Below are 24,974 nucleotides of genomic sequence, written 5' to 3' on the forward strand. Positions count from 1 at the left end.
TTTTCTTCGAGCACGTACCGGCGAGAGGTTGCGAGACTCAGTGAGGACGAAAGACCCCAGGCACACGAGGTCAGGGGAGTACACAGGCGGACGGTTCCGGCTGGCGAACTGGCGTGTGCGCTCCCGGCTGGTCGCCCTGATCCTCATCCCCACGGTCGTGGGTGTGCTGCTCGCCGGCATCCAGCTGGCCGACGCCATCGGCACCAGCGCCCAGTACCGCCGGCTCACCCAGGTGGCCGAGCTGGTGCAGCGCATCGGCGCGCTCAACCACGAGCTCGCCAAGGAGCGCACGCTCACCGCGTGGTACGTCGCCGACCGCCGCAGGGGCGGCCGCTTCGTCCAGCTGAAGACCCAGCGGCAGGCCACCGACAAGACCAAGCAGGACGTGCTCAGCGCGGCCAACGCCATCGACGCCGCGCACTCCGCCCGTGTCCGCGATGGCGTCGACAACACCCGCCGCTGGCTCGATGGCCTCGACAGCCTGCGTGACTCCATGGTCGACAACGTGCCGGCGCGAGCCTCGATCAGCACCTACAGCACGATGATCGAGATCTTCTCCGGCATCCAGGCCGACCTGGGCGACGGCGTCAGCGACGACGCCCTGCAGGGTGACATCGCCGCGCTGGGCTCGCTGCAGCGGATGAAGGAGGAGGTCTCGCGCCAGCAGATCATCCTCATCGTCACGCTCCTCCAGCCCAACCGGCGCGTCGACAGCGCCGACTGGGCCGACTTCCTCGGCTCCTGGGACAAGCAGCAGGCCGAGCTGGCCTCCTTCGAGGCCGAGGCCAAGCCGGCCGACCTCAAGGCGTACCAGCAGGGCGTCAAGGGCCTGCAGGTGGACCTCGCCGACGCCATGCGCCAGCGCGCGCTGGCGCAGGTGCGCCAGAGCAACCGGATCAGCGACCTCGACGTCACCACGAACCGCGACCTCAACGACTGGTTCGAGAGCACGACGGTCACCGTCAACGCCATGCGCAAGGTCGAGGGCAACCTGGCCGGCAAAATCGTGAACTCCACCACCGACCTGAGCAACAACGAGCAGCGCAGCGCCATCATCTCCGGCGCGCTGATCCTCGTCCTGCTGCTCCTGGTCCTGATCATCACCACCCGCGTGGCCGGCTCGCTGGTGCGGCCGCTGCGCCGGCTGCGGGCCGAGGCGCTCCAGGTCGCCACGAGCCGGCTGCCCGACACCGTCCGCGTGCTGCGCGAGTCCGGCGACGGCGCCCAGGTGCCCGAGGTGCCGTCGATCGGCATCAACACCCGTGACGAGATCGGTGAAGTGGCGCGGGCCTTCGACGAGGTCCACCGCGAGGCGATCCGGCTGGCCGGCGACGAGGCCAAGCTGCGGGCCAACGTCAACTCGATGTTCGTCAACCTCTCCCGCCGCAGCCAGACGCTGGTCGAGCGGCAGCTCCAGCTCATCGAAGGTCTGGAGCAGGGTGAAGAGGACGAGCAGCGGCTCGCGAACCTGTTCCGCCTCGACCACCTGGCCACCCGCATGCGCCGCAACAGCGAGAACCTCCTGGTCCTCGCCGGCCAGGAGGCCGCGCGCAAGTGGAGCGAGCCGGTGCCGCTGGTCGACATCGCCCGCGCCTCGCTGTCGGAGGTCGAGAACTACGAGCGGGTCCAGATCCAGATCCCGTCCGGCACCCTCATCGTCGGCCCGGCCGTCACCGACGCCGTCCACCTGCTCGCCGAGCTGATCGAGAACGCCATCTCCTTCTCCCCGCGCGAGAGCAAGGTCACCGTGACCAGCACGCCCGCCGAGGGCGGCGTGATGGTGACGATCAACGACCTGGGCATCGGCATGAGCCAGGAGGAGCTGGCCGAGGCCAACTGGCGGCTGGCCAACCCGCCCGTCGTGGACGTGTCCGTCTCGCGACGCATGGGCCTGTTCGTGGTCGGCCGCCTGGCCCTGCGCCACGGCATCCGCGTCCAGCTCAGCATGCGGGAGACCGGCGGGCTGAGCGCCCTGGTGTTCATGCCCGACATGCTCATCAGCAACGGGCAGGGCCTGCCGCAGCAGGGCGGCCAGTACGAAGCGTTCACCACGTTCGACCCGAGCATGTTCCAGCAGCAGCCGCCGTCGCGCAACGGCTCGCACCCGTCCTTCGACGACGTGCCCGGCCAGGTCGTCGACACCCAGTGGCCCGGCTCGCTGCCGGCGCCCGGCACGGGCAACTGGCCCTCGTTCGGTGAGCAGCCCGCGACCCCCGACCCGCAGCCGTCCGCCTTCGGCGACCAGCCGTCGGTGTTCGGCGACCAGCCGGCGCCCGGCTTCGGTGACGGGTTCGGCGACGCCTTCGGCGAGCCGCAGCAGCCGCCGAGGGCCGACGAGCCGCGCTGGCCGTCGTTCGCCGAGGAGCCGCCCGCCGCCGCTCCGCAGCAGCCCGCCGCCTTCGGCGAGCCGCGCTGGCCGTCGTTCACGGAGGAGCCGCCCGCCGCGCCCGCCGCGGAGCCGTCGCCGTTCGCCGACAACAGGTGGCCGTCGTTCGCCGAGCAGCCGCCGCCCCTGCAGCCGGGCGACGAGCCGCGCTGGCCGTCCTTCGCGACCGAGCCGCCGCCCGCGCAGCCGCAGCAGGAGGAGCCGCGCTGGTCCTCGTTCGCCGACCCGCTGCCCCGCAGGTCGCTGTTCGAGGCCGAGGAGCGGCCGCGGCCGCAGTTCGGCGACACCTACCGCTCGCCGTTCGACGAGGAGCCCAAGCCCGCCGACCAGTTCGAGCAGAACGGTCAGCCCGGCTACAACCCGTTCGGTCCCGGCGAGTACTCCTCCCAGGACATGACGGGGCCGCTCCCGGTGGTGCGGAACTCGCCGCTGGAGGAGCAGAGCGAGGAGTTCCTGCCGATCTTCTCGTCGGTCGGGTCCGACTGGTTCCGCCGGCCGGACCCCGAGATCCTGCAGCCGCGCCCCGAGCTCGAGGGCGAGCCGGAGGTCACCGCCGTCCACCCGGCCGTGCCCGCCGACCCGCCGCCCGCCGCGATGCCTCCCGCCGCGACGCCGGGCCGCTCTTCCGGGCTCCCGCAGCGCACGCCCGGCCAGTCCGGGGCCGGCGCGTCCTGGTCCTCGCCCGCCGACTCGGGCTTCCAGGCCGCGCAGGCCGCCGCCCAGCCGCAGCAGGCCGGCACGACGCCGTCGGGCCTGCCCCGCCGCGTCCCCAAGGCCAACCTGGTGCCCGGTACGGCGAGCCTCGCCGAGCCCCAGCCCACGTCTCCGGCACCGCAGATCTCACCCGAGCGGTTGCGCAGCCGGCTCTCCAGCTTCCAGCAGGGTGTCCGGCAAGGCCGGGCGTTCACCCGCGGAGAAGAGAATGAGGAGGACAAATGAGAGAAATGAGCCAGGGAGCGCGCGGCATAAGCTGGTTGATCACGGACTTCGTGAACAACGTGCCGGGCGTCGCCCACACGGTCGTGGTGTCGTCCGACGGGTTGCCGCTGGCCTACTCTGAAGGCTTCCCCAAGGACCGGGCCGACCAGCTCGCTGCGGTCGCCTCGGGCGTGATCAGCTTGACCCAGGGCGCCGCGCGGGTCTTCGAGGGCGGTATGGTGACGCAGACCGTCATCGAGATGCAGCGTGGGCTCTTGATGATCATGTCGATCAGTGATGGATCCTGCTTGGCGGTCCTGGCTGCTCCCGACTGTGACATGGGTCTGGTCGCGTACCAGATGACCTTGCTGGTCGAGCGGGCGGGTCAGGTACTGACTCCGGCCGTACGCGCTGAGCTGCAAGCGGCCCGCCCCCGCTAGCGGGGCGGTGAAGGAGAAGAATGGTGTCAGGTCAGCAGGGTTGGGCTGGTGATAGCACTCCGCCGCATCCGGCGGCTCCCCGTCCGCAGAAGCCGAGCTCCCTGGTGCGGCCGTATGCCGTGACCGGGGGGCGCACCGCGCCGCGGATGAAGTTCGCCATGGAGGCACTCGTGTCCTCTGTGACGTCGGAATACCAAGACATTTCCCTACTAAGTCCGGAGTATCAGGCGATCATTAACCTGACCCGGAACGTCCGGTCGGTTGCCGAGATCTCCGCCCTCTTACGCCAGCCTCTGGGTGTGGTCCGGGTGCTCATTGCCGACATGGCGTCGGAGGGCCTGATCCGCGTGCACCAGCCTGCGCTGGACGCGGGAAAGCCGGACCTCAACTTGCTCGAAAGGGTTCTCAGTGGACTTCGCAGGCTCTAGCCCCGGCCTAACCTCGACGAAGATCGTCGTGGCCGGGGGCTTCGGCGTGGGCAAGACGACGTTCGTGGGAGCGGTCTCGGAGATCCTGCCGCTCACCACGGAAGCGGTCATGACGGACGCCTCGGCGCACGTCGACGACGTCTCTCTCACGCCGAACAAGACGACCACGACCGTGGCCATGGACTTCGGCCGGGTCTCGCTCGACCGTGACCTGATCCTGTACCTGTTCGGCACGCCCGGGCAGCACCGCTTCTGGTTCATGTGGGACGACCTGGTACGCGGCGCCATCGGCGCGGTCGTCCTCGTCGACACCCGCCGCCTGGCCGACAGCTTCCCCGCCATCGACTACTTCGAAGAGGCGAAACTGCCGTTCGTCATCGGCATCAACGGCTGGGACGGCCAGTTCGCGCACGCGGAGGACGAGATCAGGGAGGCGCTGTCGATCGGCGACCACATCCCGATCGTCCGCCTGGACGCGCGGCAACGCGAGTCGGTCAAAGCCACCCTGATCACCTTGGTGGAACACGCCCTGACCCGCCACATGCACACCCCGGTCTAAAGACCGCATCGTACGGGTGCCGCCCTCGTCCGAGGCTTCGCCGGCCGGGGCGGCACCCATCCGTTGCCCACGCGGGTGACGGGACACCCCTCTGCTTCGTGCGACCCGGCAGCAGCGTGCCGCCGCTCCGATGGGCCTGGAAGTGCAACTCGTCGTGACGTTCCTGACGCTCATCGCCGTGCCGCTCGGCGCGCTCGCGCTGATCGTGATGATGATCCGGGTGCTGACCGGCAAGCTCTTCCCGGCTCCGGTGGGCCGGTGGGTGCAGGCTGCCGCGTACACCGCGCTGGCCGGCGGCGCCATGTACGTCTGGGGCGCGTTCCACCTGTTCACCCTGGACGTGAGGGAGACGTGCCTGCTCCAGCACGGGCAGGGCTGGGAGCCCGGGCACGGGGAGCGCTTCTTCCCGCTGAGCAAGAGGTGCAACGCCGACTACGACCTCGTGCCGGGCTACGTGAACCCGGTGGTCATGCTGTGCCTGGCAGGGGTGGTGCTGTTCGCGGCGCTCGCCGTCCGGCAGGCCGTCAAGACGCGAGCCGCCGCGAAGTGACCGCACGCGGGCTTGCCTTCAAGCCGCCTTGAAGGTGTTGACTGCGGAGCCATGCAACCGCGAACAGCGATGGCGCCACTGAAGCGATCGATCATCAAGACCCTCGTCGGCCAGTTCGGCCACCCCCGGGGCCTGGCAGGGCGGGCCGTCGGCTGGGTGATGGCGCACCGCTCCTCCAACCGCCGCCGCAACCTGTGGATCGCCGCACTGCTCGACGTGCGCCCCACCGACCGGATCCTCGAAGTCGGCTTCGGCCCCGGGATCGCGATCGCCGAGCTGAGCCGCCGGATCGGCAGCGCAGGACATCTCTACGGCGTCGACCACTCCGAGGTGATGCTGCGGCAGGCGAGCCGCCGCAACGCCGCCGCCATCATGGCCGGCCGGGTCACGCTGACCTGCGCCTCCGTCGCCGACCTGCCCGCCACCCTGAACGGCCCCTTCGACGTGATCTACGCCGTCAACTCCCTCGGCCACTGGCCCGATCCTGCCGAGCGGCTGAGGGAGCTGGGCGGCCGGCTCGTCCCCGGCGGCCGCATGGCCCTGGTCTCCCAGCCCCGCACTCCCGGAGCCACGGCGCAGACCTCGCTCAAGGTGGCTCGCGAGATTCAGGACCTCCTGGAGAGTGTGGGCCTGCGCCACGAGAAGACCGATACGCTCGGCCTCGATCCGCCCGTCGTGTGCGTCCTGGCCGCACGACCTGCCGCGGAGCCGGCATGACGTGGACGGGGTGAGCCGTCACTCGATCGGGGGCTTGCGAGCCGTGTCGCCCTCGTGGAAGTGGTGCAGCTCCTTGCCGAGGCCGGCCTGGGCGGTGGCCTTCGGCAGGCGTGCAGGCAGGTGACCGCCTTCCCGCAGGCGTTCACGCAGGTGCGCGCACCTTCCGGCAGGCGGCCTCGGCCACCCCGAACAGCTCCACCACCATCGGCTCCACCGAGGCCTGCACCTCTCCGGCAGGCTCACCGGCGAGCAGCCGGCGGCGCACCTCCGCGTCGAGCACGCGATCGACCCCCGAGGCGAAGGCCGCCATGAGGCCGGGGCGCAGCCCCTCGCTCAGCGGCGGCGCGTCCTCGGCCAGCGCGGCGGCGAGCAGGCTCTCGCGTTCCTGACGCAACTCCAGCTCCCTGCCGCGCAGCGCGGGGCTGGCGTCGAGGGTGCGCTGGTAGTCGATGGAGTGCACGAGCAGCCCGGCGACGTGATAGTCGCCGAGCAGCCGCAGATAGCCACGGGCCAGGGCCTGCGCGACCGTCTCGTCCTGACCCCGGCTCCGGACGGCGGCGCTCGGCAACGACACGTAGCCGTCGCGTTCCTGGAAGAAGAGGTCCTCCTTGGTGGGGAAGTGGTTGAAGACCGTCTGCACGGCCACGTCGGCCTCCCGGGCGACGTCGGCGACCGTGACGGCGTCGAAGCCGCGTTCGAGGAAGAGCCGCATCGCCGCCTCGCCGATGGCCTGCCGCGTCTGCTGCTTCTTGCGGTCTCGTCGCGTCGTGGTCGTCGCCTCGCTCATGAAGGCAAGCGTACGGCGTCGGCCGGGTCACTACATGCGTGTATTGACTACATTGATGTAGTGACTATAGTCATGTGCCGACCCCAACGATCCGGATCGAGGTACACATGACACGGCACTGGACCCTGCCCCGGGCGCTCGTCGCGCTGATGGCGGCCGAGACCGCCCTCGGGGCGCTCCTGTTCGACCTGGTGCTGCACGACACCGCGCACGAGCATCTGTACAACCCGGCCTGGTCACCGCACGCGAAGTTCCACGACGCGCAGTACATCGTGATGTCGCTGGCCTTCGGGCTGCTCGCGCTCGCCCTGCTCGCCGGGCGTCGCGGGGACCCGCACTCCCGGCTGCTGTGGGCGGCCGGGATCGTGGCCGTGCCGTGGGCGAGCATGTTCCCGGCGCTGCTGTTCCCCGGCACCGCCGGCTACGACCCGGAGTTCAGGGACGAGACGCAGTTCGTCCTCGGGCTGCACGGCCAGCTGTTCATGGCGCTGGTCACGCTGGTGATCCTCGCCGTCGCGGCGTTCCTGGCCCACCGGCGGCAGCGGGCGGTGGACGCGTGAGGCTGTTCGTCCTCGGTGGCAGCGGCGGTACGGGAGCCCAGGTGGTGGCTCAGGCGCTCGACGCCGGTCACCGGGTCTCCGTACTGGCCCGCCGGCCCGAGTCGATGCCGCGCCAGGCCCGGCTGACCATCGTGCGTGGCGACGTGCTGCGGCCCGAGGGGTGGCGGCACGAGCTGGCGGGGCACGACGCCGTGATCTCCTGCCTCGGCAGTGCGGATCGGCGGCCCACCGTCGTGTACTCGCAGGGCACGGCCGCGATCGTCGCCGCCATGCGGGGGTGCGGGGTGCGACGGTTGTCCTGCGTCACGTCGGCCAGTCTCGGGCTGTCCCCGGCCGCGCCGGTGCCCCAGCGGTTGCTGATCGTACGGGTGGTGCGGCCCCTGTATCGGCACGTGTACGCCGACATGGAGAAGCTGGAGCGGATCGTCGCCACCGCCGGTGACCTGGACTGGACGATCGTCCGGCCACCGCGGCTCACGAACGGCGCGCTGACCGGACAGTATGTGACGGCGGTCGATGGGCACCTGCCGCGCACGCGGTCGCTCTCGCGGGCCGACCTCGCGCACTACCTGCTCCACCACCTCGACGACCGGGCAACCAGGCGGGCCACCGTCGAGATCTCCGGAGGGTGACCTCGGCTCACATGCGCGACAACAACTCCGCCTTCTTGGCCTGGAACTCCTCCTCCGACAACACCCCCGCGTCCCGCAGTTCGCCCAGCTTGGCGATCAGCTCGGCCACCTGGAGCCCGCGTGCGGGGGACAGCCGGCGCCTGGAGGAGGGGACGGCGGCCAGCACGGCGGCGGCGAACGGCAGCGACTTGTGGGTGGCACCCCAGCCCAGGCTGAAGACGACGGACGCCGGATCCTTGGCCGGGTCGGAGGGCATGCGCCGGCCGCGCACCTTCAGCCGGAGCGAGCCGGCTAAGACATCCTCCACCACCACAGCGTACGCGGCGGATCCCCGGCCGGCAGGCCCTCGCGCGCGAATGGCGGTTTGCCGTAAGAAACGCTGATGAAGGACGCAATGGTGGCCGCGGCACCACCGTCGTTAGCGTCGGCGGGTGCTCAGAACGTTGCTCGCCGCCCTCACCATCACCCTCCTCCCCGCCGGCCCCGCGGTCGCGCGGGAACCCGTCACCGCACAGGCGGTGGACGAGTTCGTCACCCGCTACCGGGAGCAGACCGGGCTGCCCGGCGCCGCCGTCGCCGTCACCCACGGCGACCGGATCGTGCGCGCCGCCGGTTACGGCAGGACCGCGACCGGCGACCCGCTCACGGCGGACACCCCGATGGCGGTCGCGTCCGTGAGCAAGTCCTTCACGGCCACCGCCGTGCTGCGGCTCGTGGAGCAAGGAGAGATCGCCCTGGACCAGCCCGTACGCCGCTACCTGCCCGAGTTCACGATGGCCGATCCCCGGGCGGCCGGCATCACCGTGCGCCAGTTGCTCGACCAGACCTCGGGCATGGCCGACTCGACCTTCCGCGAGAAGAGCCTGCCCCAGCCGTCGACGCTCAAGGGAGCCGTCGCCCGGCTGCGGACGGCCAGGCTCGCGGCGGCTCCGGGCACCGCCTACAGCTACCACAACACCAACTTCCAGGTCGCCGCCCGGCTGGTCGAGGTGGTGAGCGGCCGGCCGTTCGCGGCGTTCCTGGACGCGGAGGTCTTCGAGCCGCTCGGCATGCGCCACAGCACCACCATCGACACCGACCGCGACCTGCCCGGCAGCGCCCGCGGGCACCTGTACGTGCTCGGCCACGCCATCCCGCTGCCCGAGCCGACGGGGTTCGGCAACGGCTCGGGCGGCGTGCTCAGCACCGCCCACGACCTGGCCCGCTGGCTGATCGCGCAGAGCACCGGCGACGGCGTGCTGTCGCCGAGCAGCGTCGAGGCACTGCGCACGCCGTCCCGGCAGAACCCCGGCTACGCCCTGGGCTGGTCCCTCGGCAGAACCCCGCGCGGGGCCGCCACGCTCGAACACGGCGGTGACCTGTTCACCTCCACGGCCCACCAGCTGCTGATCCCCGCCTCGGGATACGGGATCGCGGTCATGGCGAACACCGGCACGGCGTTCGAGGACGCGGGCCAGCTCATGGACGGCCTGGTCGCCCTGGTGGAGGGAGCCCCGCCGCCGCTGCCGGACGGCTCCCCGTTCCTGGTCACCGACCTGCTGTTCCTGCTGTCGGCCCTGGTGGCGATCGCCCTGGGGGTGCGGGGCGTGGTGCGCGCCCGGCGGTGGACCGCCCGGTGGCGGGCGCGGTGGTGGGTGTTGCCGCTCTATCTGGCGCCGCTCGCGCTGTGCGTGACGGTCGCTCCGGTCTTCCGGGTGCTCGCCCGGGGCCGCGACATCGCGTGGATCCAGGTGGTCTATCTCTATCCGACGTTCATGCTCGCGCTGGTGACCGCCGCGGCGGCCGGGACGGCGGTGGTGGCCGCGCGCGTCGGTGCCAGGCTCGCGGCGACCGGAACGCCGAAGTGAGGCCCGGGCGACGACCGGCAAGGTGATCGCCCGGTCACGGTCCTAGACGGTGGCGTGGCCGCGGACGAGCCGCCCCACCTCGGCGCGCAGGTGCACGAAGTCGGGGTGCTCGCGCGTGGAGATCTGGTCGCGCGGCTCGGGCAGGTCCACCTTCAGGTCGCCCACCACGTGCGCGGGCGCCTTGGACAGCACGACCACGCGGTCGCCGACGTAGACGCTCTCGTCGATGTCGTGGGTGATGAGCACGATGGTCATCTGGTGGTGGCCGCGGACCTTGAGCACCAGGTCCTCCAGGTCCTCCCTGGTCTGGGCGTCCACCGAGCCGAAGGGCTCGTCCATGAGCATCAGCGTCGGCCGGTAGGCCAGCGCCCGCGCGATCGCGACGCGCTGCTGCATGCCCCCGGAGAGCTGGAACGGGTACTTGCGGCCCGCGTTGGCCAGGCCCACCGACTCCAGTGCCTCGGCCGCGGCCTCGCGGCGCTGCTTCTTGTCCATGTTCTTGCGGCGCAGCGGCAGGGCCACGTTGTCGGCGACCGACATCCACGGGAACAACGAGCGGCTGTAGTCCTGGAAGACCACGGCGAGGTTGTCGGGCGTCTGGCGGACGAGCTCGCCCTCCACCCTGACCTGCCCGCCCGTCGGCTGGATCAGGCCGGCGATGGAGCGGAGCAGCGTCGACTTACCGCAGCCGGAGGGCCCCACGATGCAGAGGAGCTCGCCCTCGGCGACGCTCAGGTTGAGCCCTTCGATGGCGTGGTGTGCGTTGGGAGTACCGCCGCCGTACACATGGGAAAGGTTGTCTATCTCGAGCAATGGAATTCCTAGGGGGCGAGACCGCGGTCAGCACGGCGACTCTTTCAGAGTCGTGGAAATGACTCTAGCGGAGCGGTAAATGCTGGACATGTCAGTCAGGTAAACCTAATCTGGCGCGATCTTACTCTCGCACGAACCGGCCTGTCATGGGAGCCACAGGCTCAAACACTCCACGACTCCCTTTCGTTCAGTGACCGCACGTCGGCGTCGGAGATGGTGCGCTGGGCGGCCTCCATGGCGGCCACCTCTTCCGCGGTGAGCACCTCGCCGATGTGGCCGAACCCGCCGGGCGCGCGCTCGGCGACCAGCGCGATCGTCCGCTCCAGGGGCAGCGACCGGCTCGCGAGCACCAGCGCCGACGTGGGCGGGCGCCGCTCCGCCTCGTACGCCGCCAGCGCCGCCCCCGGATCGTCGTAGGTGGCCAGGCAGCGGGCCAGGAACCGGGCGTCGAGCACGGCCTGGGAGCCGCCGTTCGAGCCGATGGGGTACATGGGGTGCGCGGCGTCGCCGAGCAGCGTCACCCGGCCCTCACTCCAGCGGGGCAGGGGGTCGCGGTCGACCATCGGGTATTCGAGTATCCGCTTCGTGGCGCCGAGTAATGCCGGGATGTCCACGAGCGGGTACTTCCATGATGCGAAATGTCGGGACACATCGGCGTGGGTGCCCTCGCGGGACCAATCGGCCTCCGGGACGATCCCCGGCTCGGCCACCTTTACCTCGGCCACCCAATTGAGCAGCCGCGGATTGCGCGCCGAGAGGTGATAACTGATGAATTTCGCGCCGGAGTTCGAGCCGGCGGCCAGCACCGTGGCGCCGTCGAGCACCTGGTCGCTCTCCGCCACGCCGCGCCACATCCTGATCCCGCCCCACCGCAGCGGATCGCCGGACGGCCACAGCCGGGCCCGCACCGCCGACTGCACGCCGTCGGCGCCGACCAGCACGTCCACCCGCTCCCGGATGCCCCGCCCGCCCTGCCGTAAGGTGACCAGGACCCCGTCGCCGTCCTGCGTGAAGTCCTCGAAGGCGACCCCCGTGCGCACCGGCCCGACCCGCTCCTCGACCGCCGCCAGCAGCGCCATCTGCAGCTCGCCCCGGTGCACGCTGTACTGCGGCCAGCGGTAGCCGGCCGACCGGCCGCGCGGCAGGGCCATGATGATGTTGCCGTGCCGGTCGGCCACCGTCATGAAGCTCGTCTCCACGCCCAGCTCCGCCAGCACGGGGCCGAGCCCCAGCTCCGTCAGCTCGCGTACGGCGTGCGGCTGCATGTTGATGCCCACCCCGAGCGGCCGCAACGTCCGGGCCGACTCCACGATCACACAGTCGAGCCCGGCCGCGTGCAGGCTCAGCGCCGTGCTGAGCCCCCCGATGCCCCCGCCCACGATCATCGTCCTCATGGCGCCCCCAGACGCGACGACGTCCCCGCGGCAAGGACTCTAATCGACCAGTTGCTGGGCGGCGTGGTGCCAGCCCAGCACCCGGCGCTCAATGATCAGGAACAGCTCGTTGAGCAGGTAGCCCAGCACGCCGAGCAGCACGATCCCGGCCCACATGGCGGGCAGGTCGAAGGTCGCGTACGCGTCGGTGAGCTGGAAGCCGATGCCGTTCGTGGTGCCGGGCAGCAGCTCGGAGAAGACCATGACGATCAGGGAGAGCGACAGGGCCAGCCGCAGCCCGGCGAACATCTTGGGCAGCGCGGAGGGCAGGACCACGCGCAGCAGCCGCTCGGTGCGCGACAGCCGGAACGCCTGGCAGGTGTCCAGGTGCAGCGGCTCCACCGAGCGGGCCCCGTCGGCGGTGTTGAGCAGCACCGGCCACACGATGCTGAACATGATGAACGCGAGCTGCATCCGCAGCCCGAACCCGAACAGCACCAGGAAGACGGTCACCAGCGCCGGCGGCGGGATGGCGCGCAGGAACTGCAGCACGCCGTCGAGGTAGTCGTAGACCCGCGCCGACAGCCCCACCGCCAGCCCGAGCACCACCCCGGCCAGCGCGCCCCCGGCGAACCCGAGCGCCATCCGCCCGAGGCTCGGCAGGATGTTGCCGACGGCCAGGTCCGTGAGGAACAGCGCGCCGGGCGGCCCGGAGAACCACATCGCGTGCATCCTGGCCACGATCGTGCTGGGCGGCGGGAAGAAGGCGCTGGCCGCCATCCGCGTGCCGATCTCCCAGAGCAGGACGAGCACGAGCAGCACCAGCGTCCTGAACAAGGCGGTCCGCATTCCCCGCCTCCTCATGAGCGCTCCCCGAGCCGGGCGTGGTGCCACCGGAAGGCCCGCCGTTCGACGGCCACCAGCAGCGCGTTCACCGCGACGCCGAACAACCCCACCCAGAACACCCCGGCCAGGATGTCCGTCATGCGCGCGGGCACGGCAATGCCGGCGAAGAAGATGAACACGCCGATGCCCTCGCCCCGGCCGGCCACGATCTCCGTGCTGACGGTCAGGATGAGCGCGACGCCGGCGGCCAGCCGGAAGCCGGTGGTGATGAACGGGGCCGACGACGGCAGCGAGACCCGCAGCAGCACCGACAGGGGGCCGAAGCCGTAGGAGCGCAGGGACTCCTTGGCCAGCGGGTCCACGCCGCGCAGGCCGTACATCGTGTTGTAGAGGATGGGCCACAGTGAGGCGTAGACGACCAGCGCGACGCGGTGCTGCAGCCCCGTGCCGATCACCAGCGCCACCAGCGGGATGAGCGCCACGGAGGGGATCGGCCGCAGGAACTCCACGACCGAGCGCATGGCCGCGTCGATGATCGGCACGCTGCCGAGCAGCAGGCCGAGCGGCACGGCGATGAGGGCCGCGACGCACAGCCCGATCGCCCAGGCGAGCAGGCTGGTCAGGGCGTGCACACCGAAGGCCGGGTCGAGCAGCAGCGTGGCGGCGCGGCCGACGATCTCGGAGGCGGGCGGCAGGAACTCGGGGTCGGCCAGCCCGGTCCTGCTGGCCAGCTCGATCAGGGCGGCGAAGGCGAGAGCCCCGGCCGCCCGGCGGTACCAGCGGGACGCGGAGGACGCCGGGCGGACGCGGGGCAGGGTCTGAGTGCTCACCCGGACGTGGTGGGCGACATGAGTGACTTGACGTCGATCTCCTTCGTCAGCCACTTGGCTTCCCACATCCAGTCGGCCACCCGCTGGAGGCGGACCGGGTTGTCGTTGCTGGAGAAGTACGGGAAGGTCACGGTAGCCGCCGTGGCGGCGTCGATCTGGGTGAAGTTCGGCAGCACCTTGGCCACCACCTCGCGGTTGTTCTCCATGAGCTTGGCCGCGTTGTGGATGGCGCGCTGGAAGGCCGCCGCCGTCTTCGGGTTCTTGTCGTACCACTCCTGCGTGCTGACGTAGCCGGAGATGGGGAACTCGGCGGCGGGGCCGGAGGCCGGGTCGAGGATCTTGCGGGCGCCCATGGCGGACGTGGCGGCGGTGACCATGGGCTCGCCCAGGTAGGCGGCGTCGATCTGGCCGCCCTTCCACGAGGGCATGATGTTCTGGAACGTCACCTGGACGTACTTGATGGTGGCCGGATCGACGTTGTTGGCCTTGAGCACCTGGGTGAGCGCCAGCTCCTGGAAGTTGTGCAGGACGTTGACGTTGATCGTCTTGCCCTCCAGGTCCTTCGGCGTCTTGATGGGGGAGTCGGGCAGGGCCATGATGCTCAGCGAGTCGGGGGCCGCGCGAGAGCCCTCGGCCAGGATGCGCAGCTTCAGCGCCTGCTTGTCATGGGCGGCGAACATCGAGACGTAGTTGCCGAACATGGCGTCGATCTCGCCCTTGACCATCATGGGGATGGCCTCGGGCGCGGCCTGGACGACCTCGGGGGTGACGTCCAGCCCCTCCCGCTCGAACAGGCCCTGGTCGATGGCGACGTAGATGGCCGCGCTGTCGATGGCGGGCAGGGTCGCGATCTTGAGCTTCGTCTTCTCCAGGCCGCTGCCGCCGGCGGAGGCGGAGGGCGGCGCGCTGGCGGTCGTTTCGGAGCCCGTGCTGCACGCCACGGCGCCGAGGGTCAAAGCGAACCCGATGATGGCGGCTCTGGCAGAACGGCCAAGCCTCATGTCAGGGACTCCCTTCAGATGGAGCCAGGGGGGGACCGGGTGGCTTCTGCTCCCGGGGGCTGTGTGCCTGACGCACAACAGGGATTGACCGTAGCACCAAATGGGTGGTCATTATCGTGAAGATAACACTTGTGGTTGCAATGTCCGATTGCCGCTCTATCGTGAAAATTCGACGGCCCGCAAGGGGCTAGGTGTTTGTCCGGTTTGGTAAAGGAGGTGGCTGGCGGGACCTCGGTTGCTGATGAGGTGATTCTGTCGATTCTTTCCGCGTGTCAGGACGAGGCTCGCGGAGCGGTCGATCGTTGCCGCATATCGCCTGGTGGGAGGCACTTTACCGATTCTGTCGCATTTTCTGGACATCTAGGGATAAACACCTCATCGGGGCACTAGTAGTGGTTGGCCCTGGTCGACCCGTGTGCTCAAATAGCGCTTATCTCGCTGGACACAATTGCCCGACGTGAAAAACCGCATGTCACCGAGAATTCCCTCAAGGGCGAGAGGTTGCGAAGGCAAGTGAGAACGCAGAGCGCTGAAGCTTCCGCTGACCGCGAGCCGCACGGCCATCAGAAGCGACGGCTGCCCCATCCGCCATCCAGGAGATTCGGATTGGGCAACTGGCACGTGCGATCGCGCCTCATCGCGCTGATCGTCGTTCCGACGGCCGTCGCCGTGGGCCTGGGCGGGCTGAACGTCGTCACCTCACTCAGTGACGCCAACACGTACCAGACCCTCCGAGAGGTCGCCGAGCTCAGCGAGCAGCTCGGAGCCGTCACGCACGAGCTGTCCTTCGAACGTGACCAGACCGCGCTCTTCATCGCCCAGGGGCGGCCGCAGGACCTGGAGGGGCAGCTCGGCACCACCCACAGCCAGGTGGACAATCTCATCGAGGACGCCAAGCAGCGCGCGTCAGCGCTCACCGGGACCCACGCCGAGGCGGTGCGGCCGGTGCTGCGCCGGCTGGAGGAGGTCCCCACGCTGCGAGAGACGGCCGTCAACGGCAAGATCCAGCCGCTGCCGATGATCCAGAAATACTCCCAGATCATCGCGCGGCTGCTGCAGTTCCACGACCAGGTCGGCCAGGTGGCGGTGGACGACCAGGTGGCCGACAGCGCCAGCGCCATGGCCGCCATCTCGCGCGCCAAGGAGCAGGCGTCCAAGCAGCGCGGCATCCTGGCCAGCGCGCTGCACAACAAGAGCTTCGACAGCGGCGAGCTGGACGCGCTCACCGACGCCAAGTCGCGCGAGGAGAGCGAGGAGACGCTCTTCGGCGTCCTGGCCGACCTCGACCAGCTGGAGCTTTACCGCAACACCGTCGTGGGGCAGGACGTCGACCAGACCGACCTGTTCAGGCTGCGGGCCATGGCGCAGTCGGCCGAGGGCAAGGAGCTGAGCATCGGCCTGCGGCCCGACCGGGACGTGGCCACCTGGGTCGAGGTCAGCACCGGCAAGATCGACGCGCTGCGGGTCGTGGAGAAGGAGCTGTCCTCCTCCGTCATCCTGCGCGCCCGCGGCCTGGAGGAGGCGGCCAACCGCTCGGCGCTGATCTCCGGCGGTCTCATCCTGCTCCTGCTGATCGTGGTGGTCGCGATCATCTCGCTCATCGCCAGCTCGCTCATCAGGCCGCTGCGCCGGCTGCGCCGCGAGGCGCTCGACATCGCCGGGCAGCGCCTGCCGGAGACCGTGCGGCAACTGCGTGAGAGCGGTGAGGGCACCGCCGGCCCCGTCGAGCCGATAGGCGTGGACACTCACGACGAGATCGGCGAGGTGGCGCGGGCCTTCGACGAGGTGCACCGCGAGGCCGTCCGGCTGGCGGGCGAGGAGTCCAGGCTGCGCAGCAACGTCAACGCGATGTTCGTGAACCTGTCGCGGCGCAGCCAGACGCTGGTGGAGCGGCAGATCACCCTGATCGACGGGCTGGAGCAGGGCGAGCAGGACGAGCAGCGGCTCGGCAACCTGTTCAAGCTGGACCATCTGGCCACCCGCATGCGCCGCAACAGCGAGAACCTGCTGGTCCTGGCCGGCCAGGACCCGCCGCGCCGCTGGAGCCAGCCGGTCAAGCTGGTGGACGTCGCCCGCGCCTCCCTGTCGGAGGTCGAGAGCTACGAGCGCGTGGTGCTCCAGGTGCCCGACGGGGTGTCGGTGGCAGGGCAGGCCGTCAACGACGTCATCCACCTGCTCGCCGAGCTGGTCGAGAACGCGCTGTCGTTCTCGCCGCGCGAGACCAGGGTGACGGTGTCGGGCAGCCGGATCGACGGCGGCGGCGTGATGTTGTCCATCACCGACTCCGGCATCGGCATGACCCAGGAGGAGCTGGTCCAGGCCAACGAGCGGCTGACCGAGGCGCCCAGCGTGGACGTGTCGGTGTCGCGGCGGATGGGCCTGTTCGTGGTCGCCAGGCTGGCGCACCGGCACGGCATCCGCGTCCAGCTGCGCCCGCACAGCTCGGGCGGGCTGACCGCGATGGTGCTGATCCCGGAGAACATGCTGGGCTCCCAGGCGCCGAACTTCGCCGGGATGCCGTCCTTCTCGGGCAACCAGCCGCCGTCGTTCACCAGCGAGCAACCGCCCGCCTTCTCGGGCAACCAGCCACCGGCCTTCTCCAGCGACCAGCCCCCGGCGTTCGCCGGCTCGGCGGCAGGCGGGCCCGGCGGGCCGGGCGGTGAGCCGTACTCGGGGCCGCATCCCGCCCCGCCGGCCACCGACTGGCCGCAGCAGACGTTCCAGCTCGGCCCTGGGCACCCGTCGTTCCCGTCCAACCCGGAGGCCGGGGGCAACTGGGGCAACCCGGATCCGCCGTGGCAGCCGGACCCGTCCGCCTGGCCGCCGGAGCCGCGCAGCGGCTTCCACGGCGGCGACGTCTGGGCCCCGCCCCGCGGCCCGGCCTGGAACGGCGAGCGCGGCCTGCCCAAACGACCCGTCCCCGCGCCGCCCCCAGGCGGCTGGAGCCAGGACACCAACCCGCCGCAGCGGCCGGGGTTCGACTTCCAGGACTCCGAGCCCGGGGCCGGCCCCGACCCCATGCCGGCGGCACCGCCCGCGTCCGCCGGCGACGACTACCTGCCGATCTTCGCCGCGGTGGAGTCCGCCTGGTTCGGCCGTGATGCGAACGGCGCGAGCTGGGGCTCCTCGAAGGCGGACGCGGCCTGGAGCGCAGCGGAGGCAGTGGTGGAACCGGTACGTGACGGCGCGACGGCGGCGGGCCTGCCGAAACGGGTGCCCAAGGCCAACCTGGTGCCCGGCTCCGCCGACACCTCCGCCTCTCCGCAGGGCGTGACACCGATGCCGTCGGTCTCGCCCGACCGGGTGCGCAACCGGCTCTCCAGCTTCCAGCAGGGTTTCCGGGCAGCACGTGACGACATCAGCGAGGGCAGGGCGCTCCCGCCTACCGGCCCGAAGCAGAGTGAGAGAGAGGAGGGAGCATGAACGACCTCAGCCACGCGGCACGCGGCGTCGACTGGCTGATCACGGACTTCGTCAGCACGGTCCCGGGCGTGGCGCACGCGGTGGTCGTCTCGTCCGACGGGTTGCCGCTGGCGGCGTCGGCGGGCTTTCCCGCAGACCGGGCCGATCAGCTGGCCGCCATCGCGTCGGGCCTGGTGAGCCTGACGCAGGGGGCGGCCAGGGTGTTCGAGGGGGGCGCGGTCAACCAGACGATCGTGGAGATGCAGCGCGGCCTGATGCTGATCATGTCGATCAGCGACGGCTCGTGCCTGGCGGTGCTCGCGGCCCCGGACTGCGACATGGGTCTGGTGGCCTATCAGATGACGCTGATGGTGGACCGCGCCGGCCAGGTGCTGACCCCGGCTGTGCGCGCCGAGCTGCGCGCCAGCCAGACCAGGTGATGTACGTGACAGACCCGAGATGGAACAGCGGCGGTTGGGCCCCTCCGCCTCAGCCCCAGTCCCAGTCGCAGCTGAATCCCGACCCCGCATCGCCCGTCCGCCCGTACGCGGTGACAGGTGGACGGACGGCGCCGCGGGTCAAGCTGGCGATGGAGGCCCTGGTGTCCTCGGCGACCGCCGAGCAGCGGGAGTTCTCCCACATCACGCCGGAGTACCAGGCGATCAGCCAACTGTGCCGGCAGGTCCGGTCCGTGGCAGAGGTGTCGGCCCTGCTGCGGATCCCGCTCGGCGTGGTCCGCGTGCTGATCGCTGACATGGCCGCCGAAGGTCTGGTCCGCGTGCATCAGCCACAGCTGGACGCCGGCAGGCCGGACGTCAATCTGCTCGAAAGGGTGCTCAGTGGACTTCGCAGGCTCTAGCCCCGGCCTCACCTCGACGAAAATCGTGGTGGCTGGCGGTTTCGGGGTGGGCAAGACGACGTTCGTGGGAGCGGTGTCGGAGATCATGCCGTTGACGACGGAGGCCGTCATGACCGACGCCTCCGCCGGGATCGACGACCTCGGCATGACACCGCTGAAGTCGACCACGACCGTCGCCATGGACTTCGGCCGGGTCTCGCTCGACCGCGACCTGATCCTGTACCTGTTCGGCACGCCCGGGCAGCACCGGTTCTGGTTCATGTGGGACGACCTGGTCCGCGGTGCCATCGGCGCGGTCGTGCTGGTCGACACGCGCCGTCTGGCCGACAGTTTCCCGGCGATCGACTACTTCGAGGAGGCGCAGCTGCCGTTCGTGGTGGGCATCAACGGCTGGGACGGCCAGTACCCGCACAGCGACTCCGAGGTGCGCGACGCGCTGACGCTGGCGCCGCACATCCCGATGGTGCGGCTGGACGCCCGTAAGAAGGACTCCGTCAAGAACGCGCTGATCCAGCTCGTCGAGCACGCCCTGACGGTCCGGATGGCCGTCCCCGGCTGGGGCGGCTGATCGCCGGGGCCCGTTGACGCGGGCCCGATCACATGATCACAATGGCTCCCGCCGAGCATCGCAGGAGCCCGCACCGCATGAACGTGAGGAACCCGATCACCGGGCAATCCGACAGACCGCTCGCTCCGATCCCGCCCGACCGGCTGGCCGCCGTCGCGGCCGGGCTGCGCGAGCGGGCCCCCGCCTGGCGCAGTGCCGATCGAGGGGCGGTGCTGTCCCGCTTCGGGGCCGCGCTGGCCGACGACGACGCCCTGCTCGCCGCCCTGGTCGCCGACACCGGCAGGGTGGGGGAGTCGCTGCTGGAGCGCCGGCTCGTGGCCGCGCTCGTCGAGCGATGGGTACGCCAGGCGCCCGCGCTGCTCGCCCCGCCCGCCGAACACGCCGCCTCGCTGCCGGGGGTCTTCGTGGCGGGCGACGCGGTGCCGTACGAGCTGGTCGGGATGATCACTCCGTGGAACCTCCCGCTGCTGCTCGGCCTGATCGACGCCGTGCCCGCGCTGGCGGCCGGCTGCACGGTGCTGGTCAAGCCGAGCGAGGTGACGCCCCGCTTCATCGAGCCGCTCATGCGGCTCGTCCCCGACGAGCTGCCGCTGCGGGTCGTCGAGGGCGACGGCGGCACCGGCGCCGCGCTCGTGGACCTGGTGGACGCCGTCGTGTTCACCGGCAGCGTCGAGACGGGGCGGCGGGTGGCGCTGGCCGCGGCCCGCGCCTTCGTGCCGGCGTTCCTGGAGCTGGGCGGCAAGGACCCGGCGATCGTGCTGGCCGGGGCCGACCTCGACCGGGCCGCGTCGGCCGTCCTGTGGGGCGGCACCGCGAACGCCGGGCAGTCCTGCCAGTCCATCGAGCGCGTCTACGTGGCCCGCGAGGCGCACGACGAGTTCCTCGACCGGCTCGTGACCAAGGCCGCCCAGGTCGGCCTGACCTGCGAGGGCGGCCCGATCGGCCCCCTCATCGAGCCGGGCCGGGCGGACGTGATCGCCGAGCACCTGGCCGACGCCGTGGCCAAGGGCGCGAGCGTGCACACCGGCGGGCGCATCGAGCGGCACGGCGGCGGCCACTGGTGCCGCCCGACCGTGCTGTCCGGCGTCGATCACGGCATGCTGGTCATGACGGAGGAGACGTTCGGCCCGGTGCTGCCGGTCATGGCGGTGTCCGGGCCCGACGAGGCGGTGGCGCTGGCCAACGACTCGGTCTACGGGCTGTCGGCCGCCGTGTTCGCTGCCGACGAGGAGCAGGCCCGCGCCGTCGCGGCCCGCCTCCAGGCCGGCGCGGTGAGCGTGAACGACGCCGGGCTGACCGCGCTGGTGCACGAGGGCGAGAAGAACTCCTTCCGCCTGTCGGGCCTGGGCGGCTCGCGCATGGGCGCGGCCTCCATCAGCCGCTTCCTGCGCCGCCGGGCCTTCCTGGTCAACCGATCCGACGCCGCCGACCCCTGGTGGCACAGCACGAAGGAGTGACCGGATGGGACTGCGTGAGCAGATGCCGCTGCTGGCCAGGCACGAGGGCGAGTGGGAGGGCGAGTACCGCCACGTCGGCCCCGACGGCGAGCTGCTCGACCGGCACCGGGTACGGATGACCTGCGAGATCCGCGGCGAGGTCTACCACCAGACCAACCGCTACACCTGGGACGACGGCCGCACGGAGGTGCACGAGTTCCCCGGCACCTATCTCGGCGGCGGGCGGTGCGGCTTCGACACCGAGCGGCTCAAGGGCGAGTTCTGGGAGCTGGACGACAGCACGATGTACCTGACCTGGCGGTTCAAGGGGCAGGACCTGCGTCTGTTCGAGCTGATCGTGCTGAGCGAGGACGGCCGCTCGCGCAGCCGGGTGTGGCAGTGGCTGCGCGACGGGGTGTGCGTGCGCCGGACGCTGATCGATGAGCGGCGGGCGGGATGACCGCGTACACCGCGCTGGCCCTGCAGGTGGAGACGCGCACCGGCGCCGGGATCGGGGCCGCGATCGAGCGGATCGGCGCCCAGGTGGCGGGGTCGAAGGCGTGGCTCGGGCCGGAGCTGCGCCTGGTGGTGCTGCCCGAGTACGTGCTGACCGGCTTCCCCATGGGGCAGAGCGTCGAGCAGTGGCGGGACCGGGCGGCGCTGGACCCCGGCGGCCCCGAGTACCGCGCGCTCGGCGAGGTCGCCGCGGCTCAGGACGTGTTCCTGTGCGTCAACGCCTACGAGCGGGACGAGCACTTCCCCGACCTGTTCTTCCAATCCACGGTGATCCTCGCGCCGTCGGGGCAGGCCGTGCTGCGCTACCGCAGGCTGCACTCGCTGTTCTCGCCCACGCCCTACGACGTGTGGGAGCGCTACCTGGAGGTCTACGGCATCGACGGCGTGCTCCCGGTGGCGCGGACGGAGATCGGCAACCTCGCCGTGGTCGCCTCCGAGGAGATCCTCATGCCGGAGCTGGCCCGGGCGCTGGCGCTGCGCGGCGCCGAGGTGCTCTGCAACCCCACCTCGGAGGCGTCGTCCCCGCAGCTCACCCCGAAGGCCGTGGCCCGCCGTGCCCGCGCCGTGGAGAACCTGGCCTGCGTGGTCTCGGCCAACAGCGGCGGCCTGACCGGCATCGCGATCCCCGGCGACTCCACCAACGGCGGCTCGGAGGTGATCGACCACCAGGGGCGGCTGCTCGCCCAGGCCGGGCCGGGCGAGACCCTGGTCGCGGCGGCCGAGCTGGACCTGGCCGCGCTGCGGCGCGCCCGGCTGCGGCCCGGCATGGCCAACCTGCTCAGCCGGGTCAAGACCGGGCTGTGGGCCGAGGAGTACGCCAGGCACGACGTCGAGCGGCCCGCGAAAGGCGTACCCGATCGGGCGGCGCTCCGGGCGAGGCAGGTGGCGGCCATCGCCCGGTTGTTCGGCTGACTCCGCTCAGGTGTCGCCGGTGCGCGCGCTCGTGTGCCAGCCCAGCACCGCCCGCTCCACCCCGAGGAAGGCCGCGTTGAGGCCGATGCCGAGCAGCCCCAGCAGCACGATCCCGGCCCACATGGCCGGGATGTCGAACTGGCTCTGCGCCTCCAGCATCCGGTGCCCGACCCCTTCGCTGCTGCCCACCAGCTCGGAGATGACCATCATGATCAGCGCCAGCGACACGCTCAGCCGCAGCCCGGCGAAGATCTTCGGGGCCGCTGCGGGGAGGATGATCTTGGTGAGGCGCTGCCAGGAGCTCAGCCGGTAGACCGCGCCCGTCTCGATGTACTGCCGGTCCACGTGGCGGGCGCCGTCCATGCTGTTGATCAGCACGGGCCAGACGACGCCGTACACGATGGAGGCCACCTGCATCGGCGTGCCCACCTTGAACAACACCAGGAACACCGGCAGCAGCGCGGCGGGCGGAACCGACCGGCCGAAGTGCACCAGCGGCTCCACCAGCCCCGACAGCCAGGACGAGCGCCCCAGCACGACCCCGACCAGCACCCCGGCCGCGCACGCGATCGACCACCCGGCGAACAGCCTGGACAGGCTCGGCACCAGGTCCGCCACCGCCTCGTCGGTGAGGAACACCCGCGAGGGCGGCCCGGAGAACCACAGCTCGTGCAGCCGCGCCACGATCTGCGACGGCGGTGGGAAGTAGGTCGCCTGCAGGCTCCGCGTGACCAGCTCCCAGGCCAGCACCGCCACCGGCAGCAGCCAGAACCACGCCACCCGCCGCACGACACTCACGTGTCCACCCCCGTCCGCGCGTGGTGCCACCGGAACAGCCGCCGCTCGCCGGCCGTGAACAGCAGGTTCGCCGCCAGCCCGAGCACCCCGGCCCACACCGTGGCCGCCAGCACCCGGTCCAGCCGGTTGGCGCTGCCCGCCAGCGACTGGAACGCGCCGATCCCGCCACCGCCCGGCGCGAGCAGCTCCACGCTCACGGCCACGATGAGGGTGACCGCCACCGCGATCCGCACCCCCGTCGCGATGAACGGCGCCGCGCTCGGCAGGCTCACCCGCAGCACCACCGCCAGCGGGCCGAAGCCGAAGCTGCGCAGCGTGTCCTTGGCGAGCGGGTCGACGTCGCTCAGGCCGTACATCGTGTTGATGAGCAGCGGCCACGAGCAGGTGTAGACGACCAGCGCCGTCTTGGCGTCGTGCCCCTCCGGGAAGAGGAAGACCGCCAGCGGGATCAGCGCCACCGACGGGATCGGCCGCAGGAACTCCACCAGCGGCCGGGCCGAGCGCTCCATGAACGGCACCGTCCCGAACACCAGCCCGGCGGGCACGGCCACCGCGATCGCGATCACCAGCCCCAGCAGGCACGGGCCGAGCGTGGCCAGCACGTCGGTCCTGAACTGCGCGTCCAGCGGCAGCGTGGCCGCCGTGGCGAGCACGTGCGAGACGTAGGGCAGGAAGTCCGGGATCAGCCCGGTCCGCCCGGCGACCTCGGCGGCGGCGAGGAACCCCACCACCCCGGCGAAGCCGAGCACCCCGTGCCCGGGCGCGGCGCCGACCGCGCCGCGCCCGGTCCGCCGACGGATCATCCGCCGACCGACGCGAAGAGGGTGGCCACGTCCACCTTGGCCTTCAGGTAGCCGTAGCCGTGCATGAGGTCGGCCAGCTTCTGCACGCTGGCCTTGTCGGGCTCCATGGTGAACGTGCCGAGCGTCATCGCCGCCGCCGTCTCCGCGGGGATCTGCGTGTACGTCGGCACCACCTCGTCGATGGCCCTGCGGTCGGCGCCGGCGACCTCCTGGGCCTTGGCCAGTGCCCGGTGGAAGGCCTCGGCCGTCTTCGGGTACTTGGCCAGCCACTGCTCGGTGACGCCCCACCCGTCGATCGGCACGCCCTCGGTGACGCCGCTCGTGGTGTCGACGATCTGGGTGGCGCCACCCTTCTTGGCCGCGCTCAGGAACGGCTCGACCAGCCAGGCCGCGTCGACCTTGCCCGTGGACAGCGCGCCGAGCTGGTCGGCGAACGACACCGGGACGAACTTGACCTCTTCCGGCTTGACCCCGGCCTCCTGCAGATGGGCGTTGGTGACGGTCTGGCCCAGGGCCTTGAGCACGTTGACCGCGACCGTCTTGCCCTTGAGGTCGGTGACCGACTTGATCGGCGAGCCCTTGGCCACGACCACCCCGGAGACGTTCGGGGCGCCGCCCATGGTGTGCTGGAACAGCTTCAGCTTGGCCGCGCCGGAGTCGTTGATGGTCATGAGCACCACATAGCTCGTCATGAACGCGTCCATGCTGCCGTTAACGATCTTCGGCATGACCGCCGTCGGCGCCTGGATGATCTCCGTCTTGACCGTCAGGCCCTCCTCCTTGAAGAACCCGCGTTTCTCCGCGATGAACAACGACGCGGAAGACGGCACCGGCACCACGCCCACCAGGAGCTCGGTCTTCTCGAGCCCGCTGGACGACGTCGTGCCGGTGGTGCCCGTCTCGCCTCCTCCTCCGCCTCCGCACGCGCTGATCGCCAGCGCCACTGCCATACCCGCGACTACGATCCTGGCCAGTTGCATCGCCACTGCCTTT

The 24,974-nt window shown here is 71.0% G+C and carries 26 protein-coding genes; 16 read left to right on the forward strand and 10 right to left on the reverse strand.

The genetic code is table 11. The features are described 5' to 3' along the window. Positions 1–115 precede the first annotated feature (115 nt). From LCN96_RS09705 to LCN96_RS09730, 6 genes are all read left to right on the forward strand, one after another. Complete coding sequence (locus LCN96_RS09705; RefSeq protein ID WP_225272259.1) at positions 116–3,325, forward strand: nitrate- and nitrite sensing domain-containing protein; 3,210 nt, start codon at positions 116–118, stop codon at positions 3,323–3,325. Then, on the forward strand, positions 3,322–3,744 hold the full coding sequence (locus LCN96_RS09710; protein ID WP_020546551.1) for a roadblock/LC7 domain-containing protein: 423 nt from the start codon (positions 3,322–3,324) through the stop codon (positions 3,742–3,744). The genes LCN96_RS09705 and LCN96_RS09710 overlap by 4 nt, the downstream gene beginning before the upstream one ends. 20 nt (positions 3,745–3,764) lie before the next feature. Further along, positions 3,765–4,172: a DUF742 domain-containing protein gene (locus tag LCN96_RS09715; protein WP_225272260.1), complete on the forward strand. Its 408-nt coding sequence runs from the start codon at positions 3,765–3,767 to the stop codon at positions 4,170–4,172. 28 nt (positions 4,173–4,200) lie between these two features. Then, the gene (locus LCN96_RS09720; RefSeq protein ID WP_225272261.1) at positions 4,201–4,731 is read left to right on the forward strand and encodes a GTP-binding protein; all 531 of its coding nucleotides are present in this window, start codon (positions 4,201–4,203) and stop codon (positions 4,729–4,731) included. Between the two features lie 130 nt (positions 4,732–4,861). Continuing rightward, complete coding sequence (locus LCN96_RS09725; RefSeq protein ID WP_225272262.1) at positions 4,862–5,281, forward strand: hypothetical protein; 420 nt, start codon at positions 4,862–4,864, stop codon at positions 5,279–5,281. 51 nt (positions 5,282–5,332) lie between these two features. After that, a complete protein-coding gene (locus tag LCN96_RS09730) occupies positions 5,333–5,998 on the forward strand; it encodes a class I SAM-dependent methyltransferase (RefSeq protein WP_225272263.1) in 666 nt (221 codons plus the stop codon). 142 nt (positions 5,999–6,140) lie between these two features. Here LCN96_RS09730 and LCN96_RS09735 read toward each other — a convergent pair whose 3' ends face one another. Then, positions 6,141–6,785 (reverse strand): TetR/AcrR family transcriptional regulator, encoded by a 645-nt coding sequence (locus tag LCN96_RS09735; protein WP_225272264.1) that lies wholly within the window; start codon positions 6,783–6,785, stop codon positions 6,141–6,143. A 107-nt stretch (positions 6,786–6,892) separates the two neighbouring features. Between LCN96_RS09735 and LCN96_RS09740 the strand changes: the two genes are divergently transcribed. Both LCN96_RS09740 and LCN96_RS09745 read left to right on the forward strand, forming a co-directional pair. Continuing rightward, complete coding sequence (locus LCN96_RS09740; RefSeq protein WP_225272265.1) at positions 6,893–7,345, forward strand: DUF6640 family protein; 453 nt, start codon at positions 6,893–6,895, stop codon at positions 7,343–7,345. Then, on the forward strand, positions 7,342–7,977 hold the full coding sequence (locus tag LCN96_RS09745; protein WP_225272266.1) for an NAD(P)-dependent oxidoreductase: 636 nt from the start codon (positions 7,342–7,344) through the stop codon (positions 7,975–7,977). Before LCN96_RS09740 ends, LCN96_RS09745 begins: the two co-directional genes overlap by 4 nt. Before the next feature lie 7 nt (positions 7,978–7,984). On the opposite strand, the gene LCN96_RS09750 is transcribed toward LCN96_RS09745, so the two are convergent. Continuing rightward, positions 7,985–8,284, reverse strand: a complete 300-nt coding sequence (locus LCN96_RS09750) for an SHOCT domain-containing protein (protein ID WP_225272267.1) — start codon at positions 8,282–8,284, stop codon at positions 7,985–7,987. 124 nt (positions 8,285–8,408) lie between these two features. On the opposite strand from LCN96_RS09750, the gene LCN96_RS09755 reads away from it, so the two are divergent. Then, positions 8,409–9,824: a serine hydrolase domain-containing protein gene (locus tag LCN96_RS09755; RefSeq protein ID WP_225272268.1), complete on the forward strand. Its 1,416-nt coding sequence runs from the start codon at positions 8,409–8,411 to the stop codon at positions 9,822–9,824. A gap of 42 nt (positions 9,825–9,866) precedes the next feature. On the opposite strand, the gene LCN96_RS09760 is transcribed toward LCN96_RS09755, so the two are convergent. From LCN96_RS09760 to LCN96_RS09780, 5 genes are all read right to left on the reverse strand, one after another. Then, on the reverse strand, positions 9,867–10,610 hold the full coding sequence (locus tag LCN96_RS09760) for an ABC transporter ATP-binding protein (RefSeq protein WP_225272269.1): 744 nt from the start codon (positions 10,608–10,610) through the stop codon (positions 9,867–9,869). 188 nt (positions 10,611–10,798) lie between these two features. Further along, entirely contained in the window at positions 10,799–12,031 is a 1,233-nt protein-coding gene (locus tag LCN96_RS09765; protein WP_225272270.1) for a flavin-dependent oxidoreductase, read from the reverse strand. A 39-nt stretch (positions 12,032–12,070) separates the two neighbouring features. Continuing rightward, positions 12,071–12,859, reverse strand: a complete 789-nt coding sequence (locus LCN96_RS09770) for an ABC transporter permease (RefSeq protein ID WP_225272271.1) — start codon at positions 12,857–12,859, stop codon at positions 12,071–12,073. Positions 12,860–12,870: 11 nt separating this feature from the next. Next, positions 12,871–13,686 carry an ABC transporter permease gene (locus tag LCN96_RS09775; protein ID WP_225272272.1) on the reverse strand — a complete coding sequence of 272 codons (816 nt, stop codon included), beginning with the start codon at positions 13,684–13,686 and terminating at the stop codon, positions 12,871–12,873. After that, positions 13,683–14,687, reverse strand: coding sequence for an ABC transporter substrate-binding protein (locus tag LCN96_RS09780; RefSeq protein ID WP_225272273.1), 1,005 nt, complete (start codon positions 14,685–14,687; stop codon positions 13,683–13,685). The genes LCN96_RS09775 and LCN96_RS09780 overlap by 4 nt, the downstream gene beginning before the upstream one ends. Positions 14,688–15,293: 606 nt before the next feature. On the opposite strand from LCN96_RS09780, the gene LCN96_RS09785 reads away from it, so the two are divergent. The 7 genes from LCN96_RS09785 (at position 15,294) to LCN96_RS09815 (ending at position 22,380) form a co-directional block, all read left to right on the forward strand. Next, positions 15,294–18,110, forward strand: a complete 2,817-nt coding sequence (locus tag LCN96_RS09785) for a sensor histidine kinase (protein WP_225272274.1) — start codon at positions 15,294–15,296, stop codon at positions 18,108–18,110. Beyond that, positions 18,107–18,529: a roadblock/LC7 domain-containing protein gene (locus LCN96_RS09790; RefSeq protein ID WP_080042345.1), complete on the forward strand. Its 423-nt coding sequence runs from the start codon at positions 18,107–18,109 to the stop codon at positions 18,527–18,529. Before LCN96_RS09785 ends, LCN96_RS09790 begins: the two co-directional genes overlap by 4 nt. Continuing rightward, a complete protein-coding gene (locus tag LCN96_RS09795; RefSeq protein WP_372513467.1) occupies positions 18,529–18,948 on the forward strand; it encodes a DUF742 domain-containing protein in 420 nt (139 codons plus the stop codon). The genes LCN96_RS09790 and LCN96_RS09795 overlap by 1 nt, the downstream gene beginning before the upstream one ends. A gap of 28 nt (positions 18,949–18,976) precedes the next feature. Further along, complete coding sequence (locus LCN96_RS09800) at positions 18,977–19,516, forward strand: GTP-binding protein (protein WP_225272275.1); 540 nt, start codon at positions 18,977–18,979, stop codon at positions 19,514–19,516. A gap of 77 nt (positions 19,517–19,593) precedes the next feature. Further along, positions 19,594–20,973, forward strand: a complete 1,380-nt coding sequence (locus tag LCN96_RS09805; RefSeq protein WP_225272276.1) for an aldehyde dehydrogenase family protein — start codon at positions 19,594–19,596, stop codon at positions 20,971–20,973. A gap of 4 nt (positions 20,974–20,977) precedes the next feature. Beyond that, the gene (locus tag LCN96_RS09810; protein WP_225272277.1) at positions 20,978–21,412 is read left to right on the forward strand and encodes a DUF3598 family protein; all 435 of its coding nucleotides are present in this window, start codon (positions 20,978–20,980) and stop codon (positions 21,410–21,412) included. Beyond that, a complete protein-coding gene (locus tag LCN96_RS09815; RefSeq protein WP_225272278.1) occupies positions 21,409–22,380 on the forward strand; it encodes a nitrilase-related carbon-nitrogen hydrolase in 972 nt (323 codons plus the stop codon). Before LCN96_RS09810 ends, LCN96_RS09815 begins: the two co-directional genes overlap by 4 nt. 6 nt (positions 22,381–22,386) lie before the next feature. Here the strand turns inward: LCN96_RS09815 and LCN96_RS09820 are convergent, their stop codons facing one another. The 3 genes from LCN96_RS09820 to LCN96_RS09830 are packed head-to-tail and all read right to left on the reverse strand — an operon-like array spanning position 22,387 to position 24,931. Beyond that, positions 22,387–23,178, reverse strand: coding sequence for an ABC transporter permease (locus LCN96_RS09820; protein ID WP_225272279.1), 792 nt, complete (start codon positions 23,176–23,178; stop codon positions 22,387–22,389). Then, positions 23,175–23,981 carry an ABC transporter permease gene (locus LCN96_RS09825; RefSeq protein ID WP_225272280.1) on the reverse strand — a complete coding sequence of 269 codons (807 nt, stop codon included), beginning with the start codon at positions 23,979–23,981 and terminating at the stop codon, positions 23,175–23,177. The genes LCN96_RS09820 and LCN96_RS09825 overlap by 4 nt, the downstream gene beginning before the upstream one ends. Beyond that, the gene (locus tag LCN96_RS09830) at positions 23,978–24,931 is read right to left on the reverse strand and encodes an ABC transporter substrate-binding protein (protein ID WP_225272281.1); all 954 of its coding nucleotides are present in this window, start codon (positions 24,929–24,931) and stop codon (positions 23,978–23,980) included. Before LCN96_RS09830 ends, LCN96_RS09825 begins: the two co-directional genes overlap by 4 nt. Positions 24,932–24,974: the final 43 nt, after the last annotated feature.

The sequence above is a fragment of the Nonomuraea gerenzanensis genome, assembly GCF_020215645.1.
In the GTDB taxonomy this organism is placed as follows: domain Bacteria; phylum Actinomycetota; class Actinomycetes; order Streptosporangiales; family Streptosporangiaceae; genus Nonomuraea; species Nonomuraea gerenzanensis.